Origin of the sequence: Paenibacillus rhizolycopersici, assembly GCF_014947195.2 — a bacterium.
GTDB lineage: Bacteria > Bacillota > Bacilli > Paenibacillales > Paenibacillaceae > Fontibacillus > Fontibacillus rhizolycopersici.
Genome location: NZ_JADCNN020000003.1, coordinates 220,955 through 236,262 on the forward strand (window position 1 = coordinate 220,955; position 15,308 = coordinate 236,262).

Annotated in this window: 12 protein-coding genes; 2 read left to right on the forward strand and 10 right to left on the reverse strand. The window is 54.5% G+C overall.

Annotated elements, in window-relative coordinates:
• Positions 1–14: 14 nt before the first annotated feature.
• From IM700_RS04855 to spoVAC, 5 genes are all read right to left on the reverse strand, one after another.
• Positions 15–1,289 (reverse strand): DUF58 domain-containing protein, encoded by a 1,275-nt coding sequence (locus tag IM700_RS04855; protein ID WP_155605668.1) that lies wholly within the window; start codon positions 1,287–1,289, stop codon positions 15–17.
• Positions 1,290–1,292: 3 nt separating this feature from the next.
• On the reverse strand, positions 1,293–2,249 hold the full coding sequence (locus IM700_RS04860; RefSeq protein WP_193416434.1) for an AAA family ATPase: 957 nt from the start codon (positions 2,247–2,249) through the stop codon (positions 1,293–1,295).
• Positions 2,250–2,353: 104 nt separating this feature from the next.
• Positions 2,354–2,704, reverse strand: a complete 351-nt coding sequence (gene spoVAE, locus IM700_RS04865) for a stage V sporulation protein AE (protein WP_155605669.1) — start codon at positions 2,702–2,704, stop codon at positions 2,354–2,356.
• Complete coding sequence (spoVAD, locus tag IM700_RS04870) at positions 2,701–3,723, reverse strand: stage V sporulation protein AD (RefSeq protein ID WP_193416435.1); 1,023 nt, start codon at positions 3,721–3,723, stop codon at positions 2,701–2,703. Before spoVAD ends, spoVAE begins: the two co-directional genes overlap by 4 nt.
• Positions 3,724–3,726: 3 nt before the next feature.
• Positions 3,727–4,233 (reverse strand): stage V sporulation protein AC, encoded by a 507-nt coding sequence (gene spoVAC, locus IM700_RS04875; protein WP_155605671.1) that lies wholly within the window; start codon positions 4,231–4,233, stop codon positions 3,727–3,729.
• A gap of 456 nt (positions 4,234–4,689) precedes the next feature.
• On the opposite strand from spoVAC, the gene IM700_RS04880 reads away from it, so the two are divergent.
• Positions 4,690–5,763 carry a M42 family metallopeptidase gene (locus IM700_RS04880; RefSeq protein ID WP_193416436.1) on the forward strand — a complete coding sequence of 358 codons (1,074 nt, stop codon included), beginning with the start codon at positions 4,690–4,692 and terminating at the stop codon, positions 5,761–5,763.
• Between the two features lie 168 nt (positions 5,764–5,931).
• Here the strand turns inward: IM700_RS04880 and IM700_RS04885 are convergent, their stop codons facing one another.
• A complete protein-coding gene (locus IM700_RS04885; protein WP_193416437.1) occupies positions 5,932–7,962 on the reverse strand; it encodes a beta-galactosidase in 2,031 nt (676 codons plus the stop codon).
• Positions 7,963–8,088: 126 nt separating this feature from the next.
• On the opposite strand from IM700_RS04885, the gene IM700_RS04890 reads away from it, so the two are divergent.
• On the forward strand, positions 8,089–8,922 hold the full coding sequence (locus IM700_RS04890; protein WP_193416438.1) for an AraC family transcriptional regulator: 834 nt from the start codon (positions 8,089–8,091) through the stop codon (positions 8,920–8,922).
• 18 nt (positions 8,923–8,940) lie between these two features.
• Here IM700_RS04890 and IM700_RS04895 read toward each other — a convergent pair whose 3' ends face one another.
• From IM700_RS04895 to IM700_RS04910, 4 genes are all read right to left on the reverse strand, one after another.
• Positions 8,941–11,355, reverse strand: coding sequence for a glycoside hydrolase family 95 protein (locus IM700_RS04895; RefSeq protein WP_193416439.1), 2,415 nt, complete (start codon positions 11,353–11,355; stop codon positions 8,941–8,943).
• Positions 11,356–11,430: 75 nt separating this feature from the next.
• On the reverse strand, positions 11,431–13,158 hold the full coding sequence (locus IM700_RS04900; protein WP_193416440.1) for an ABC transporter substrate-binding protein: 1,728 nt from the start codon (positions 13,156–13,158) through the stop codon (positions 11,431–11,433).
• 202 nt (positions 13,159–13,360) lie between these two features.
• Positions 13,361–14,266, reverse strand: coding sequence for a carbohydrate ABC transporter permease (locus IM700_RS04905; protein ID WP_155605677.1), 906 nt, complete (start codon positions 14,264–14,266; stop codon positions 13,361–13,363).
• 16 nt (positions 14,267–14,282) lie between these two features.
• Positions 14,283–15,263, reverse strand: a complete 981-nt coding sequence (locus IM700_RS04910; RefSeq protein ID WP_155605678.1) for an ABC transporter permease — start codon at positions 15,261–15,263, stop codon at positions 14,283–14,285.
• Positions 15,264–15,308: the final 45 nt, after the last annotated feature.

The following is a 15,308-nucleotide window of genomic DNA, read 5'->3' on the forward strand; positions in this document are numbered from 1 at the left end:
GGATGTAGCTTGTTTCACAGCTTCGCCCCCCCCATCGCCGCGGGAAGCTCGCGGAGCGAGGAGACGTAAACGCCTCGCAGTCCCCGTTCCTGCAGGGTCCCTTGCCAGGCGGTGCGCTTGCCGGCGCGGTAGGAGTTTGACATGCCCTCCGCCACCGACTCTTCCCCGATCTGGATATGATACGGAATCATCTGCCGGGATTTGGCCAACCTTAACATAGCGAGCACCTTATCGTCCGCCAGCGGGCTGATAAGGATAAAAAACGCTCCCGGCTGAAAAAGTTCCTGTTGCGCCTCCATGCGTTCCTTATAGTTGCCGAACCCATCCGCGTTGATATCAACAAGCTGGTGCAGCATTTGCTGTCGCTCCAGATAACTTTCCGCTGGCGGAAAATGACGGAGGGTCTTCCCCAAGGTGCAAAGACCCATGCTGATTCGTTCTCTAGCCCCGTATTCCAGCAGCGAAGCGGCAGTGGAGACCGCTAATTCAAATTGCGCAGGGCGAAGATATCCGCTGGCGTGGGCGTCCAACACCAATTGCATTTTGGGCAGCGATTCATGTTCAAATTCTTTGGATTTCCAAGTCCCCGTCTTCGCGGTGGCACTCCAGTGAATACGGGAAATCCGATCCCCGTACACATAGTCGCGCACCCCGTTGATTTGGGTCGATTCCCGGCGCGACAGGGCAACGGCGGTCTCCGGACCAGCCAGCCGCGAATTGCGGCTGTAGAGCTCCCAGTGGGGGATAAACACCGTCCGGGGTAGGATCCGAAACTCCCCACCGGTTTGGAATACACTGGTATGCTCCACCAGGCCAAAGATATCCTCGGCACTGCAATTCGTACCGGTGAATGCGTATTTGCCGCGCTCAAGTGACGGCGTCTTATACACCAACTCAGACCTTGAGCTGAAGTAAGGCACCACGCTATCCTCGAATACCCAGGTATCCCCGTTGTGGCGTCGCAGCGTTTCGCGGACAACGATATAAGGAAGAGGCAGGAAAGCAGGTAGCTGCAACTGCAGCTTGACCAGCACTTGATCCCCGGCTTGAAGCAACCCGCCTCGTTCCCCGGAAAGCGACAGCGTTCTTGAACCTCGGATTCGCTTCACGCCGCCGAGTCCGCCGATCGCCCAATACAAGCCCAGCACCGAAACCATCATAAACAACATCAGCGAGGTTTTCCCGCCTTGAAACAAGACGTAAAGCAGGCAGATGAGCCAGACGGACGCAACTCTCCAGAACTTGCGGGAAGTGAGGCCTAATTTAACGCCTTCGACCAGCGCACGCATCGGTTACCGTCCCACAGCGACCGGTACATGGACCTGCCGTAGAATTTGCTGCAGCACTTCACCGACGTTCCGGTGCCCCAGACGGGACTCGGGCCGCAATAGAATTCGATGCTCCAGAACGAACGGCGCCAGCGTCTTGATATCGTCCGGCAGCACATAATCCCGTTCCTCCAAGAAAGCATACGCTTTTGCCGCGGCCATAAACGCCAGCGAAGCCCGCGGAGAAGCTCCCAGCAGAACATCTTCATGTTCCCGCGTTCGGCGAACGATCTCCAGCAAATAATCAGCCAATGGTTCGCTGATATGTACATGTTGTACCTCGCGCTGGATGGCCGAGATCTCTTCCATGGTTGTAACCGGTTCCAATTGATCCGCTGGTTGACCCTGGCTATGGGAGCGAAGCATCGCTTTCTCTGTCCCGGCGTCGGGATAGCCGATGCCGATCTTCATCATAAAACGGTCCAGCTGCGCTTCTGGCAGCAGATAGGTGCCCTCGAAATCGATTGGATTCTGCGTAGCGCAAAGCATAAAAGGATGAGGAAGCGGGTGGGTTACGCCGTCGGCAGTCACACTTTGCTCCTCCATGACCTCCAACAAGGCAGACTGCGTTTTGGTGGTAGCCCGGTTAATTTCATCCGCCAGCAAAATATGAGTCATCACCGGACCTGGCCGAAATACGAAACGTTCCTCATGGGGATGGAAAACCGAAACCCCCGTAATATCGCTGGGGAGGATGTCCGGGTTGCATTGAATGCGCCGGTAATCGCCGCTCATCGATTTGGCCAGCGCCTTGACGAGCTGCGTCTTTCCAGTACCGGGTACGTCCTCGATTAATACATGGCCGCCGGCCAGCAGCGCCGAGAGCAGCAGTTTGATTTCAAACGACTTTCCTAAAATACACGACTCCAGGTTGTTCTTTACGGCGGTTAAAGTTTGCATCGATTGCTCATGTACGGGCACGCATTTTCCCTCCCAAATAAGACCTGTATATATCTACCTATTTTACATGAAGATAGATAGGGAGTACACTGATACCCGTAAAAAGCGTGCAAATTTCCGAAATATTATCCTTTAGGCCGTACCACAAGCGCGGCGAGGAAGGAAAAAATGATCGCAGCCGAGATCCCCGCGCTAGTCACATCGAAGATCCCGGTGATCACCCCGATCCAACCGTCCCGCTCTAATTCGGTCAACGCCCCGTGAACCAGCGAGTTGCCGAAGCTCGTAATCGGCACGGAGGCTCCTGCTCCGGCGAACTTCACCAACGGATCGTACCACCCGATCGCATCCATCACCGCGCCGGCCACAACCAGCGAGCTCATCGTGTGCGCTGGGGTCAATTTCAGCACATCCATCATCAATTGGCCGATGACGCAAATCAACCCGCCAACCAAAAACGCCCATACAAATATCATCTTCCGTTATCCTCCTGTTCCAGGGCGACCGCGTGAGCGATGCAGGGTATGCTCTCGCCTTGCTGATAAGACAGCGGCGACAAGAGAGCACCCGTAGCAACGATCAGCACCCGGTTTAGTTCCCGGTTTTTTAGTTTTCGTAAAATATGGCCGTACGTGACGACCGCGGAGCAGCCGCAACCGCTGCCTCCGGCATTGACGTAGGTTTGTTTGTCACGATCATAAATCATCAGCCCGCAATCGTTGAATTCCGTTTGGTTCATGGAGACGCCGTCTTTGTCGAGAAGATCCTTGACGATAGCATGTCCCACCGAAGCGAGGTCTCCGGTAACGATCAAATCGTAATCCTCGGGCCCACGGCCGGTATCGCGAAAATGAGAGACCAGCGTATCCGCCGCAGCCGGAGCCATCGCCGCCCCCATGTTAAACGGATCCTTGACGCCAAGATCCTGGATCCGCCCGATCGTCGCATGGGTGATTCGGGGACCGGAACCTTCCTTCGATACGACCGCGCATCCCGCTCCGGTAATCGTATATTGGGCCGTGGCCGGTTTTTGCGAACCGTATTCGGTCGGATAGCGAAACTGTTTCTCCACCGTACAGTTATGGCTGGCCGTACCGGCCATGACGTAACGCGCCCCTCCTGCATCGGCCAGGAAAGCGGCGAGAGCCAGACTCTCCATCGAGGTGGAGCAGGCGCCAAACACGCCGAGATACGGAGCGGCAATCGTACGGGCAGCAAACGTCGCGGTGATGATTTGATTCATCAAATCCCCACCGATGAAGAAGGACAAATCCTCCCGATTGATACCGGCATGGACTAATGCGAGCGCGGATGCGTGTTCCAGCAGCTTGCGTTCGGCTTTTTCCCATGTATTCTCGTCAATTTCCAAATTGTCGTATACGAAATCAAAGGTGTGGGACAACGGCCCCTCCCCTTCTTCAGGTCCGACGACCGTCGCCGCCCCGATGATCGCCGGTTTGGAGCGAAATTCCCAGGTTTGTGCGCCGATCAGCATGGATTAATGCACTCCTCCCAAGCCGAAGATGACATGGATAACGCCCACAATGAAGGCGGCAACGACGCCGAACACAATCACAGATCCTGCCAGCCTGAACATATTGGCGCCAACGCCGAGGACAAGCCCCTCCGCTCGGGATTCGATCGCCGCGGAGGACATCGAGTTGGCAAACCCGGTTACTGGTACGGCTGTACCGGCCCCCGCCCACTGGGCGATTTTATCGTAAACCCCCATCGAAGTGAGCACGACGGAGATGAAGATCAGCACGGCAACCGTAGGACTGGCCGCCTCCCGCGCCGTCATGTCGGCAAAGGTCATGAACAGTTGCTGGATGCATTGGCCGATCAGGCAGATGAGCCCGCCGACCAGAAACGCCCTCAGGCAATTGCCCCAAATGTTCGTTTTGGGTTTATGCTGGTCGGCAACCTGCTTGTAGTCTTGCTCCGTCAACAGCAGGTGGTTCAGCTTCACACGGGCTCCCGGCTTGTTTTTCGCTTTTGCAGGCAAACGGCATTCCTCCTTCTTTTCCTAACTTGCACGGTATACTCATTATTTGTCATCCGACCGCTTGTTATGTTTGGAAAATCATCCATGGTTTACGGCATGAAAAAACCCGCAGGAATCAGCTTCCGGCGGGTTCGCGTTAGGCGGGACGGGGTATTGCTAAATAAGCGCTGCCATCTTGGAGTATCTTCAGACCATTCATAAATACTGAAGGATGATGACCAGCAGGATGAATAGAAGACAAATTATGAGCCAATCTTTGGCATATCGTTCCATTATAAGCGTAGCCTCCCTCATTCGCCCATCAGACTGCTGCATGCTGCAGTATATGCCGCTTGTGGAGGCTGGGTGCGGCAGAGGGTTAACCTCAAGAGCATTAAGCCGCATGGACAATCGAAAAAAGGTAGTTCATACTAAGATGGAATGTTTACATGCGAATACAGAAAAGGAGAGAATACAATGGATCAAAAAACGCGCGAGCTATTTAAAGAGCTGACGGAATTCCCGGCGGCGTCTGGCTTTGAACGGGAACTGCGCGCCCTCGTCAAAAACAAACTGTCGGCTTATACGCAGGAGTTCGTACAAGATAATTTAGGCAGCTTGTTTGGGGTACTGCGCGGCGACGAGCAAGGGCCTCGGGTGATGGTTGCCGGACATTTTGATGAGGTTGGCTTCATGACCACCGGCATCAGCGACAACGGGATGATATCGTTTCAACCGTTGGGCGGCTGGTGGAGCCAGACCGTATTAGCACAGCGCCTGCAAATTATTACGCCTGACGGCCGGGTCACGGGCGTGGTCGGATCGATCCCGACGCATCTGCTGGACGAGTCGCAGCGGAATAAGCCGGTAGATCTCAAGGCGATGTATCTGGACATCGGCGCCGACAGCCGCGAAGAGGCCGAGGCTGCCGGAATACGGATCGGCCAGCAAATCGTGCCGATTTGCGAGTTCACTCCACTCGTCAATCCGAAGAAAATCATGGCCAAAGCCTGGGATAATCGCTATGGCGTAGGTTTGGCGATCGAGTTGGTTGAGGCGCTCCATGGAGAGAAGCTGCCGAATATCGTTTACGCCGGTGCCAATGTGCAGGAGGAAGTCGGTTTGCGGGGGGCGCGGACAGCGGCCAATCTGATCAAGCCGGACATTTTCCTCGCTTTGGACGCCAGCGCCGCTAACGACATGACCGGTGATAAAAAGGCGTTTGGCCGCTTGGGCGACGGCGCATTGCTTCGCATCCTCGATCCGACGATGATCACCCACCGCGGTTTGGTCGAGTATATCCGCGATACGGCGGACACGCACAAGATTAAATACCAATATTTCGTGTCGCCGGGCGGCACGGACGCCGGGCAGGTACATCTCAGCGGCACCGGCGTGCCATCTAGCGTTATCGGCATTTGCTCCCGTTATATCCATACGTCGTCATCGATCATCCATACGGATGATTACGATGCGGCTAAGGAGCTGCTGATCCGCCTCGTGCGCGGGCTAGACCGCACGACATTGAACACGATCTTGGAGAACAGCTAAACGCCGCGACGGTGGTCCGCTCACGTCCGTGGGTAAAATGTTTCGGAAACAACAACACTTTGCTTCGAAAGCCATCTATCCTGCTAGCAATGTTGCAGTTCCTACAACATTGCTGAAGGAACAGCGCAAAAAACCGCAAGGCCCCGACCACGGCCTTGCGGTTTTTATTTATTTCCGGTCTTCCAAGATCACGACGCCCCGGCCAGGCACCGTTACGGTGCCTGACACCTCGGCATTCGCCAGCAAATCCTTCATCCCGGACGAGCCAATCTCTACCTCGGCTGCTCCTTCGTTATGGTTGAGCAGGAACAGGAAGGCTTTGCCGTCCTTGACGCGACGGGCTACTTCGACGCCAGTTGGAGCGTCAAGCAGCGGCTTGATCCCCTTTTCCTCACACAGGTTCTTCAGGAACCCTTGCAGGAAGGCAGCTTCCGGGCTGCTCGCTACATAATAAGCGCGGCCTTTACCGTACTGGTTTGCCGTTATAACCGGCATCCCCTTGTAGAAATCCGATCCGTACTCCGCCAGCACTTCAGCACCTTCGGTATGGATCAAATCGCACAAGAGACCACATTCGTATTGGCCTGACAATGCGCCCCAGGCTTCTTTCATCACGATTTGATTTGTGCGGCCCGGCAGCAAAGCGTCGATCTCCTCCGCCCAGATGCCCAGCACGGAACGCAGCTCGCCCGGATAACCGCCGGTTGTCACCAGATCATTTTCGTTCACGATGCCGCTGAAGAAGGTGGTGATGAACGTCCCGCCGGCGGCCACAAACTCCTCCACTTTCTTCGCAAATCCCGGCTTCACCATATACATGACCGGCGCAATCACGATTTCATATTTGTTGAAATCTTCCTCCACCGACACCATGTCGCTTTCCACGTGCATTTGGAACAACGCATCGTAATATTTGTGCACCTCGTTCGCGTAATTCAAAGCTACGGTTGGCCCACTTGAGAGTTCGATCGCCCAGCGGTTCTCCCAATCGTATACGATGCCCACCTTCGCCTCGGTCCGCGCGTCCAGCAGGGTGCCGCCAAGCTGCTCCAACTCTCGGCCAAGCTCCGCCACCTCGCGGAATACCCGGGTGTTCTCGTGACCGACGTGCTCAATGACCGCCCCGTGGTATTTCTCGCAAGCCCCGATCGAGCGGCGCAACTGGAAGAACATCACCGTGTCGGCACCGCGGGCGACCGCCTGATAGCTCCATAACCGCATCACGCCGGGACGCTTGAGGGAGTTGTACGGCTGCCAGTTTTGCTGGCTTGGCGTCTGCTCCATCAACATAAACGGGGCACCGCTCTTCAGCCCGCGCATCAGGTCGTGGGTCATGGCCGTATGGCTGACAGGCGTATCTAAGGACGGATAGTTGTCCCAGGAGACGATATCCATATGTTTGGCCCACTCAAAATAATCCAGCTCCGGATAGAGCCCCATCAGATTCGTCGTCACGGGAAGGGTTGGGGTATGCTTCTTGATTTCATCATACTCCAGCTTGTAGCATTCCAGCAGCGATTCCGACTGGAAGCGACGGTAATCGAGCGAAATCCCTTGGAAATTCGTGCGGCTTCCGCCCCATTCCTCGCTCAATTCGTTCGGGACCACGATTTCTTCCCAATCATAAAACGTATGGCCCCAGAACCGCGTGTTCCAAACCCGGTTAAGCTCATCCAGCGTTTTGTAACGCTTCCGCAACCAAACGCGGAAGGCCGCAGCGCAATTGTCGCAATAACAGTACCCGCCGTATTCGTTGGAGACATGCCAGATGAGCAGGCCTGGATGGTCCTTATAATGTTCGGCGAGCTTGCCGGCCAGACGTGTGGAATATTTGCGGTAGGTCGGCGAGTTCGGGCAGGAGTTATGACGTCCGCCAAACCGACGTTTTCGACCCTGCACGTCAACGCGCAGCACGTCAGGGTATTTATGGGCCATCCAAGCCGGGTGTGCTCCCGTGCTCGTTGCGAGGCATACATGAACTCCGCTCTTGTACAAGCGGTCGATCGTTTCGTCCAATTGCGTGAAGTCATAGGTTTCTTCGTCCGGTTGATTCAATGCCCAGGAAAAGACGTTAACCGTAGCAACGTCGATGCCCGCCAGCTTAAACATCCGTTCGTCCTCTTTCCAAATGTCCGGTCCCCACTGCTCCGGATTGTAGTCGCCGCCATACCAGATTTTCGGCAGTTTATCGTTGATCACCCTACCCACATCCTTTAGCAAATATAACTTCTAAGTCCATTGTAAAAGAGAATTTTCCCGCTTTATATATAATAATTTCGTATTGTTATATAATAATATGGATCAAGTTAGGAGGCATTCATCACGATGAGCTCACGGGCCTTTACCCGTTTCGTTTTCTCTCCGGCTGCTACCCCGGATCTTCCGTTGCTTCTGGAAAGCGTAGGCTATAATCCGAATCAGGAAAAAATCGCTCGTCCGGACGGATACCCCTATTACCATTGGCTGCAAACCGCCGAGGGCGAAGGAGAATTGACCTTTGCCAACGGAACAGTTCCGCTTCCGCCGGGCAGCGGAATGCTGTTGCCGCCGGACATGCCGCACGCTTACGAAGCCAAACGGAGCTCGAAATGGGAGACATATTATCTCACCTTTGGCGGAGCGGCCGTCAATTCGATCCTAGCCGCGTTTGGGATCCGAGAGGCCGCGATGTTCCGCTGGGAAGCGGAGGCGCCCCTCACCCCGCTTCTCGGTCAATTACTGAACAAGCTGGACAGCATCCAGGACTTGTTTGGCCTGGAAACCTCGACAGAGGTGTATCGTTTTCTCGCCGTCCTGAGCCAGTTCGGTCAGGTAAGCAGCAGCGCCGTCCCTCGTAATATGGAGAAGCTAGGTCCGCTGCTCGCCTGGATGGAGCAGGAATACGGCAACCCCGACATCGGGTTGGATACCCTGGCGGACGTCGTTGGGATGTCGGGCAGACATCTCAGCAAGCTGTTCCAGCAAACGTTTGGCATCGCTCCATACAGCTACCTCACCCACATGCGCATCCATAAAGCAAAGGAGCATCTGGCCAGCGAGCCCGGCGTAACTGTATCTGCCATCGCCGGAAAAACGGGCTTCCGCGATGCCAGCCACTTTGTCGCCACTTTTCGCAAGCATACGGGTATGACGCCTCAGCAGTTTCGCCGCTTGCATTAGTTCTGTGCCGCTAGTCTCTTAGCCCACGATATACGTCACTCCCGCTTCCGTCTGAAAACGGTCCCCCTCCTGGACGGCGCGGCCATCCGGTAAGCGAACGGACAGGCCGTGCAGCCCGCGCAGCGTGCACTCGCCTCGGACCGTCGACGTAACCCTGGCCGACGTTAAGCGACCTTCCTCCCACGCGAGGTCGACGGAGAATCCCCCTCGCGCCCGAAGGCCGCTCACCCGGCCGCTCGTCCAGGCCGCGGGTAGAGCGGGCAGCAGATCGATGCCGTCCATATGGCTTTGCAGCAGCATTTCAGCGATGCCGGCCGCTCCGCCAAAGTTACCGTCAATCTGGAATGGCGGGTGATCATCGAACAGGTTCGGATACGTGGAGCGCGACAACAGCGTTTCCACGAAGCGGTGTGCGGTCTCCCCGTCACCCAACCGGGCGTACAGGTTGATTAGCCAGGCACAGCTCCAACCGGTATGGCCTCCGCCGTTCCGGATACGTTCTTCCAGCGTTCGCCGTACGGCTTCCGTCAGTTCCGGCGTCTGCCGTACGGTGATCGCGTCCCCCGGGTAGAAGCCAATGAGATGTGACACATGCCGGTGTCCCGGCTCAGCTTCCGCAAACGGCTCGCTCCACTCTTGCAGGCGACCGTCCGGGCCGATTTGTGGCTCGGCCATGCTCGCCAGCGTCTCCGCCAGTTCCACTCGCCACGCTTCATCAAGGCCAAGGATCTCCGCTGCCTGAATCGTATGCGTAAATAATTCCCGGATCAAGAACAGATCCATCGTGCTACCGGCGGACACGCTGCAGGGTTCGCCGCGATCCGGTGTCAGGAACTTATTCTCCGGCGAAGTCGAAGGCGCTGTAACGAGCCGTCCGTCGGGTCCGGCCACGAGCCAATCCTGGCTAAACTCAGCGGCCCCTTTCATTAACGGATAAGCGGTCTCCCGCAAAAATGATTCATTCGGTGCAAATTGATAATGCTCCCATAAGTGCCGGCACAGCCATACCCCGCCGAGCGGCCAGAACGCCCAGCTTGATTCGCCATCCGACGGCGTGGACTGACGCCATAAATCCACGTTGTGATGAGCTACCCAGCCCCGAGCGCCGTAATGAATTCGCGCCGTTCGGCTACCGGTAACGCTCAGATCGCGGATCAACTCGAACAACGGCTCATGGCACTCGGGCAGCCCCGCTACCTCTGCATGCCAATAATTCATTTGCGTATTGATGTTGGTCGTATACCCGCAATTCCACGGCGGCTGTACATGAGGGTTCCAGATCCCCTGCAAATGGGCGGCTTCCGTCCCTGGCCGGGAGCTGGCCATTAACAGATACCGGCCATAGTGAAAGTACAGCGCCTCCAGCGCAAGATCTTCTGCCCCACTGCGATAGGCTTCTAGCCGCTCGTTGGTCGGCCGTGACGCCCGCTCCGCTGCCGCGGTAGCGCTGCCTAAGCGCAGCTCTACGCGCTCGAACAGCCGACGGTGATCTTCTACATGGCGCTCACGCAGCCGCTCATAGCCGAGCTCCGCCGCCGCGGTCAACGCAGTCCGGCACCGCTCTGCCGGGTCCACCCCGCCGCTTCCCGGCGCCATCTCATAACCGGCAAAGTTCGTCGCGGCGGCTAACAGCAGCGTCACAGACTGTGCTCCGCGGACGATCAGTCGACCTGATTTATCCACCTCTACCGTGCCGCCTTCTGTCAACGCCAGCAGCTGTACCTCAAAAGACAGGCCTAAGCCCTCCTCGTACAAGACCGACTGTGGATGGTCACGACGATAATTGTCGGCGATATGGCTGGGGGCTTGACCTGTCATGACGATTCGGGCTGTTTCCGCCCCTTCGCTTCCGATTTGATACCGCAGTAACGAATCCAGCGAAGCGGTCAAATCAATGGGTTTCTCCCCATGCGCAGCGATACGCACGACCAGCACCTGGTCAACCGCGCTGACAAACACCTTGCGCTGATAAGCCGCCTCGCCTATTCGATAGCTCGTAGCGGCGATCCCCGTCCCCAAATCCAATTCTCTCCGGAACGAGCTAACTCCGCTTTCCCCTGCCGCCTCAACTCCCCCCTGCTCCAATCGCAAATTCCCGAGCGGTTGGTAGGATTCCGTGCGCCGACCCAACATTTTTGCGTCGACCAGCCTTTCGGCATCCTTATATTTGCCGGCAAAAATCAACTCCCGTGCCGGTCCAAGGTGACGAAGCGCATCGTAGTTTTGCGGATCCCTGGGGAATCCCGACCATAACGTATCCTCATTTAATGCAATCGTTTCTTCATGAATCCCGCCAAAGACCATGCCACCGATCCGCCCGTTTCCGACGGGAAGAGCTTCCTCCCAGCGGGAAGCGGGCCGATCATACCACAATTCCCACTCTGTTTGATCTGGATAGGTCACCTTTCTCACTCCTCCGAAATTCTCCTTCATATTGGCGCAAAAAGGCCCGAGGAAATCACGGGCCTTTTCACAACCTTATTTAGATCGTCAGACGATATACGATGATTACAATTTCTTGCCGGTAAACAACTCGACTCTTTTCTTAACCAGTTCCGTATATTCGGCTTCCATTTCCTTAGCACCCGCTTTATCCAGCTCGGCAAGGAATGCGTCATACACTTTGTCGAAGTCGGCTGCTTTCGCCAGAACCGCTTCCGGAATCCGTTTGCGGACGATATCCTGCGTTTTTTGGAAAATCACTTGGTAATCGCCGTCTGTTGGAGTAGGCATGTTGTACAGAGCGCCCCAATCCTTCGCAGGGAATGCATCTTCACCAGGGAACAAGTCTTTCCAAGTCGTTGCGTTGTAAGCTTTCAGTGTTTCTTTCTCAGCTTCCGTATAACCTGCTACGATTTGATCCGGGAAGTTCGTGGTATAGTAATTGCCCGAAGGATCTTTTACGCCGTCGCCATAGTTAGCACCGAAGGTGCGATAAAGGCTGATTCCGGATTCCTTCGTAAAGTTCGTGCTGTCATTCACTTTGCGATCTTGAACGTCGGCTGGAACAACACGTTGACCATTTTCAACGGTATAGTGTTTGCCTTCGACCCCCCAGTTTCTCAGCACTTGGCCTTCGTCGGAGGATAACCAGTCAATGAACTTGATTGCACGCACCGGATCTTTACATGCTGTCGTGATACTGATACCGTAACCATCAACCCCCGCTTGCTGGAAGGAATGGTCTTCGTAGTCTTCCGACAAGGTTACCGGGAAGTGTGCGTAGGTGTATTCATCTTTGCCTGCGGTTTTCAGTGCGTTTTCTGCATCCTGATAGCCCCACTCCTGGTCAATCAGACCAAGCACGCGGCCGCTGGCGATTTTCGCTTTGTATTGGTCTTCTTTTTGTACGAACGTATCTTTGTCCAACAGACCTTCATTGTACATGTGATTCAGCCAACGGAAGTATTCTTTCTCTTCCGGGCGTTTGTAGTGCAATTGAGCTTCGTATGTTTCCGGATTGACGTAGTATTCGCCATCATCCGGAGCGCCGGTTGTCAGGAACGCCGGGTTCGTTACCGTAATCATGATTCTCCAGTCGTCGGCGCTCAGCGTCAACGGAATCGTCGGCTGACCGTCCGTCGTCGGGTTTTTCTCCACGTATTGCTTCAGTACATTTTCAAAGTCCTGTACCGTACGAACCTTCGGATAACCAAGCTCCTTCAGAACGCGTTGTTGAATTTCAAATCCGCCGCCGGCGTCAAAATATTGTTGGTCCACGCCGCCGTTTGTAAACAACGAATAGATCGCTTGATCATCATTGCTATATTTCAGACGATTCATGTTTTCACTGAACATTTTCTTCAGGTTTGGCGCATGCTCTTCAATCAATGGGGCCATATCGACGATCAGTCCGGCATCGACCAGTTTGCTCAATTCGCCTTTGGCAAAAATCAAATCAGGTACATCGCCGCTCGCTGCCATCAGGGCGATTTTGTTCTCGCCGCCGCCGGCACCTACGTCAAACTCGGCATCGATCGAAACGCCGGTTTTTTCGGTAATCACTTTGCCCACATCGTCTTGCATGTTGTTCCAGTTCGGGCTAGCGTCAGCGCCGAAGAAGGTAAAGGTAATCGGGCTTGTATCGGCTGCCGCTTCTGCATTGGTTCCTGCGTTTCCGGTGTTGCCTGCATTTCCGTTATTGGCGGCATTGTTTCCGTTACTTCCGCAACCCGCTACCAACATCGTACTCGCGAGCAAAATCGCTGCAAAAGCTTTAGGGCTTCTCCATTTCATTTCTACTTTCCCCCTCGTAGTCTTGATAAAACCTATATTGTATAACAGGCTTTGCCTGCTGATACCGAGACCTGCTCCCCTTCTGCCCGGCGTTCCGGAACGAGAAAGGGCTTTCATTATTGGCTGACAAGAAAGATCGTCCGCTTGAGGCCGCCCCGCCGCCAGTGAATCTGCGGCGGAAGCGAAGTCGAAAGCTTATTGATTAAGCCTTTACCGCGCCCAGCGTCATACCGTCTACGAAATAACGTTGCAAGAACGGATAGATGATCAAAATCGGTACCGTAACGACAATCGTGATCGCCATCTTAATGGACTCGGGAGATACCTGAGCCATCATATTGGCCATATCGTTGGCATTGGTCATTCTTGCACCTTGGTTCGTGCTTTGCAGAATTTTCATCAACTCGTATTGCAAGGTCGTTAAATGCGCTTTGTTCCCGTTGTAAAGATAGGTGTCGAACCAGGAGTTCCACTGGCCTACCGCCAGGAATAAGGCGATCGTTGCCAGAACGGGCTTGCAGAGCGGCAGGATGACTTTATAGTAAATCGTAAAGTCGTTGGCCCCGTCCAGCTTGGCGGATTCTTGCAGCGCATACGGCAATCCGTCGATAAAGGAACGGATGATGAAAACGTTAAATGCGCTGACAATTCCCGGGAGGATGTAAATCCAGAACGTGCCGATCAAATCCAGATGGCGCATCAGCATATAGGTTGGAACCAACCCGCCGGAGAAGTACATCGTAAGCGCCAGAAACGTGGAGACGAACTTCCGGGATTTGAAATCAGGCCGGCTTAGCGTATACGCCAGCATCGAGGCGCTGATCAACCCGAGCACGGTTCCGAGCACCGTCCGGTAAATCGTAATTTTGAATCCCGTAATCAGGCTGGAGTAATTAAAGATCGTCTTATAATTCTCCAAGGTGAATTCCCGAGGCCAGAGGTAAATGCCGCCTCTTACCGTGTCCGTGGAATCATTCAGAGAGATCGCAAGCACGTTCAGGAAAGGGTACAACGTGATGATCAAAATAACGCTCATAAGAATGAAATTACAGATATTGAAGATTTTGTCGCCCCGTGTATCGTTGAAGGCTTTGCTTGAACTTGCCATCGTCGTCTCCCTCCCCCTACATGATGCTTTCTTTGGTTGTTTTCTTCATAATTCCGTTGGCGGTAAGCAGCAGGATAATGCTGACCACCGAAGTGAACATACTGATTGCCGTACCGTAAGAGAAGCGGCTGATGTTAATCCCGTAGTTCAGCGCATATAAATCCAGTACTTCGGAATAGTCGGTAACCAGCGAGTTGCTGAGCTGGAACTGCTTCTCGAACCCGATGCCAATCAAATGGCCGATCGACATAATCAGCAGCACCGAAATCGTTGTCCGGATCCCCGGAAGCGTAATGTTCCAGATTTGCCGGAAGCGTCCGGCCCCATCGACCCGGGCCGCCTCGTAAAGCTCTTTATCAATACCGGTGATCGCCGCTAAATAAATGATGGCGTTCCAACCAGTTTCCTTCCAGACATCGGAAGCGGTTACAATTCCCCAAAACCATTTCCCCTGGGCCATAAATTGAATCGGCTCGTTAATGATGTGCAACGACACCAGAAGCTCGTTGACAATCCCGCCGTCGATCGAGAGCATTTTCGTAATGATCCCCCCGACAACAACCCAGGACACAAAGTGCGGCAGGTAGGATACGGTTTGCACCGTTCGCTTGAAGTATTTGCCGCGCAGCTCGTTGAGCAGCACCGCAAAGGTGATTGGAATCACAAATCCCGCGATCAGGCCCATTATACTCATGGCCAGCGTATTGCGAAGTACCAGGTAGAACCGTTCATCCTGGAACAGGTCCACAAAGTTTTTAAATCCTACCCATTTCTGCTCGGAGAAGGATTTTGACGGCTTATAATTTTGGAAAGCCATCGTCCATCCCCAGACCGGCAAATAGTTGAAAACAAACAACCAGATGACGAATGGCATGGACATTAAGTACAAGTATTTCTGCTGTAAAATGCTCCGCCAGATACCGGTCTTCCGCTTTTTCGGCGGCTTAGGGGTTGCGCTTACATTTCTGGTTTCGGGCTGAGTTGACAGCGTTTCCATCTCTTTTCTCCCCCCTCGTCTGCTATAACTTAATGATAAAACAAG

Coding starts and splice junctions, on each gene's coding strand:
- IM700_RS04905 (WP_155605677.1), bottom strand. CDS start 14,266: ATGGCAAGTTCAAGCAAAGCCTTCAACGATACACGGGGCGACAAAATC.
- IM700_RS04855 (WP_155605668.1), bottom strand. CDS start 1,289: ATGCGTGCGCTGGTCGAAGGCGTTAAATTAGGCCTCACTTCCCGCAAG.
- IM700_RS04895 (WP_193416439.1), bottom strand. CDS start 11,355: ATGAAGGAGAATTTCGGAGGAGTGAGAAAGGTGACCTATCCAGATCAA.
- IM700_RS04900 (WP_193416440.1), bottom strand. CDS start 13,158: ATGAAATGGAGAAGCCCTAAAGCTTTTGCAGCGATTTTGCTCGCGAGT.
- spoVAE (WP_155605669.1), bottom strand. CDS start 2,704: ATGATATTTGTATGGGCGTTTTTGGTTGGCGGGTTGATTTGCGTCATC.
- spoVAD (WP_193416435.1), bottom strand. CDS start 3,723: ATGCTGATCGGCGCACAAACCTGGGAATTTCGCTCCAAACCGGCGATC.
- IM700_RS04910 (WP_155605678.1), bottom strand. CDS start 15,263: ATGGAAACGCTGTCAACTCAGCCCGAAACCAGAAATGTAAGCGCAACC.
- IM700_RS04890 (WP_193416438.1), top strand. CDS start 8,089: ATGAGCTCACGGGCCTTTACCCGTTTCGTTTTCTCTCCGGCTGCTACC.
- IM700_RS04880 (WP_193416436.1), top strand. CDS start 4,690: ATGGATCAAAAAACGCGCGAGCTATTTAAAGAGCTGACGGAATTCCCG.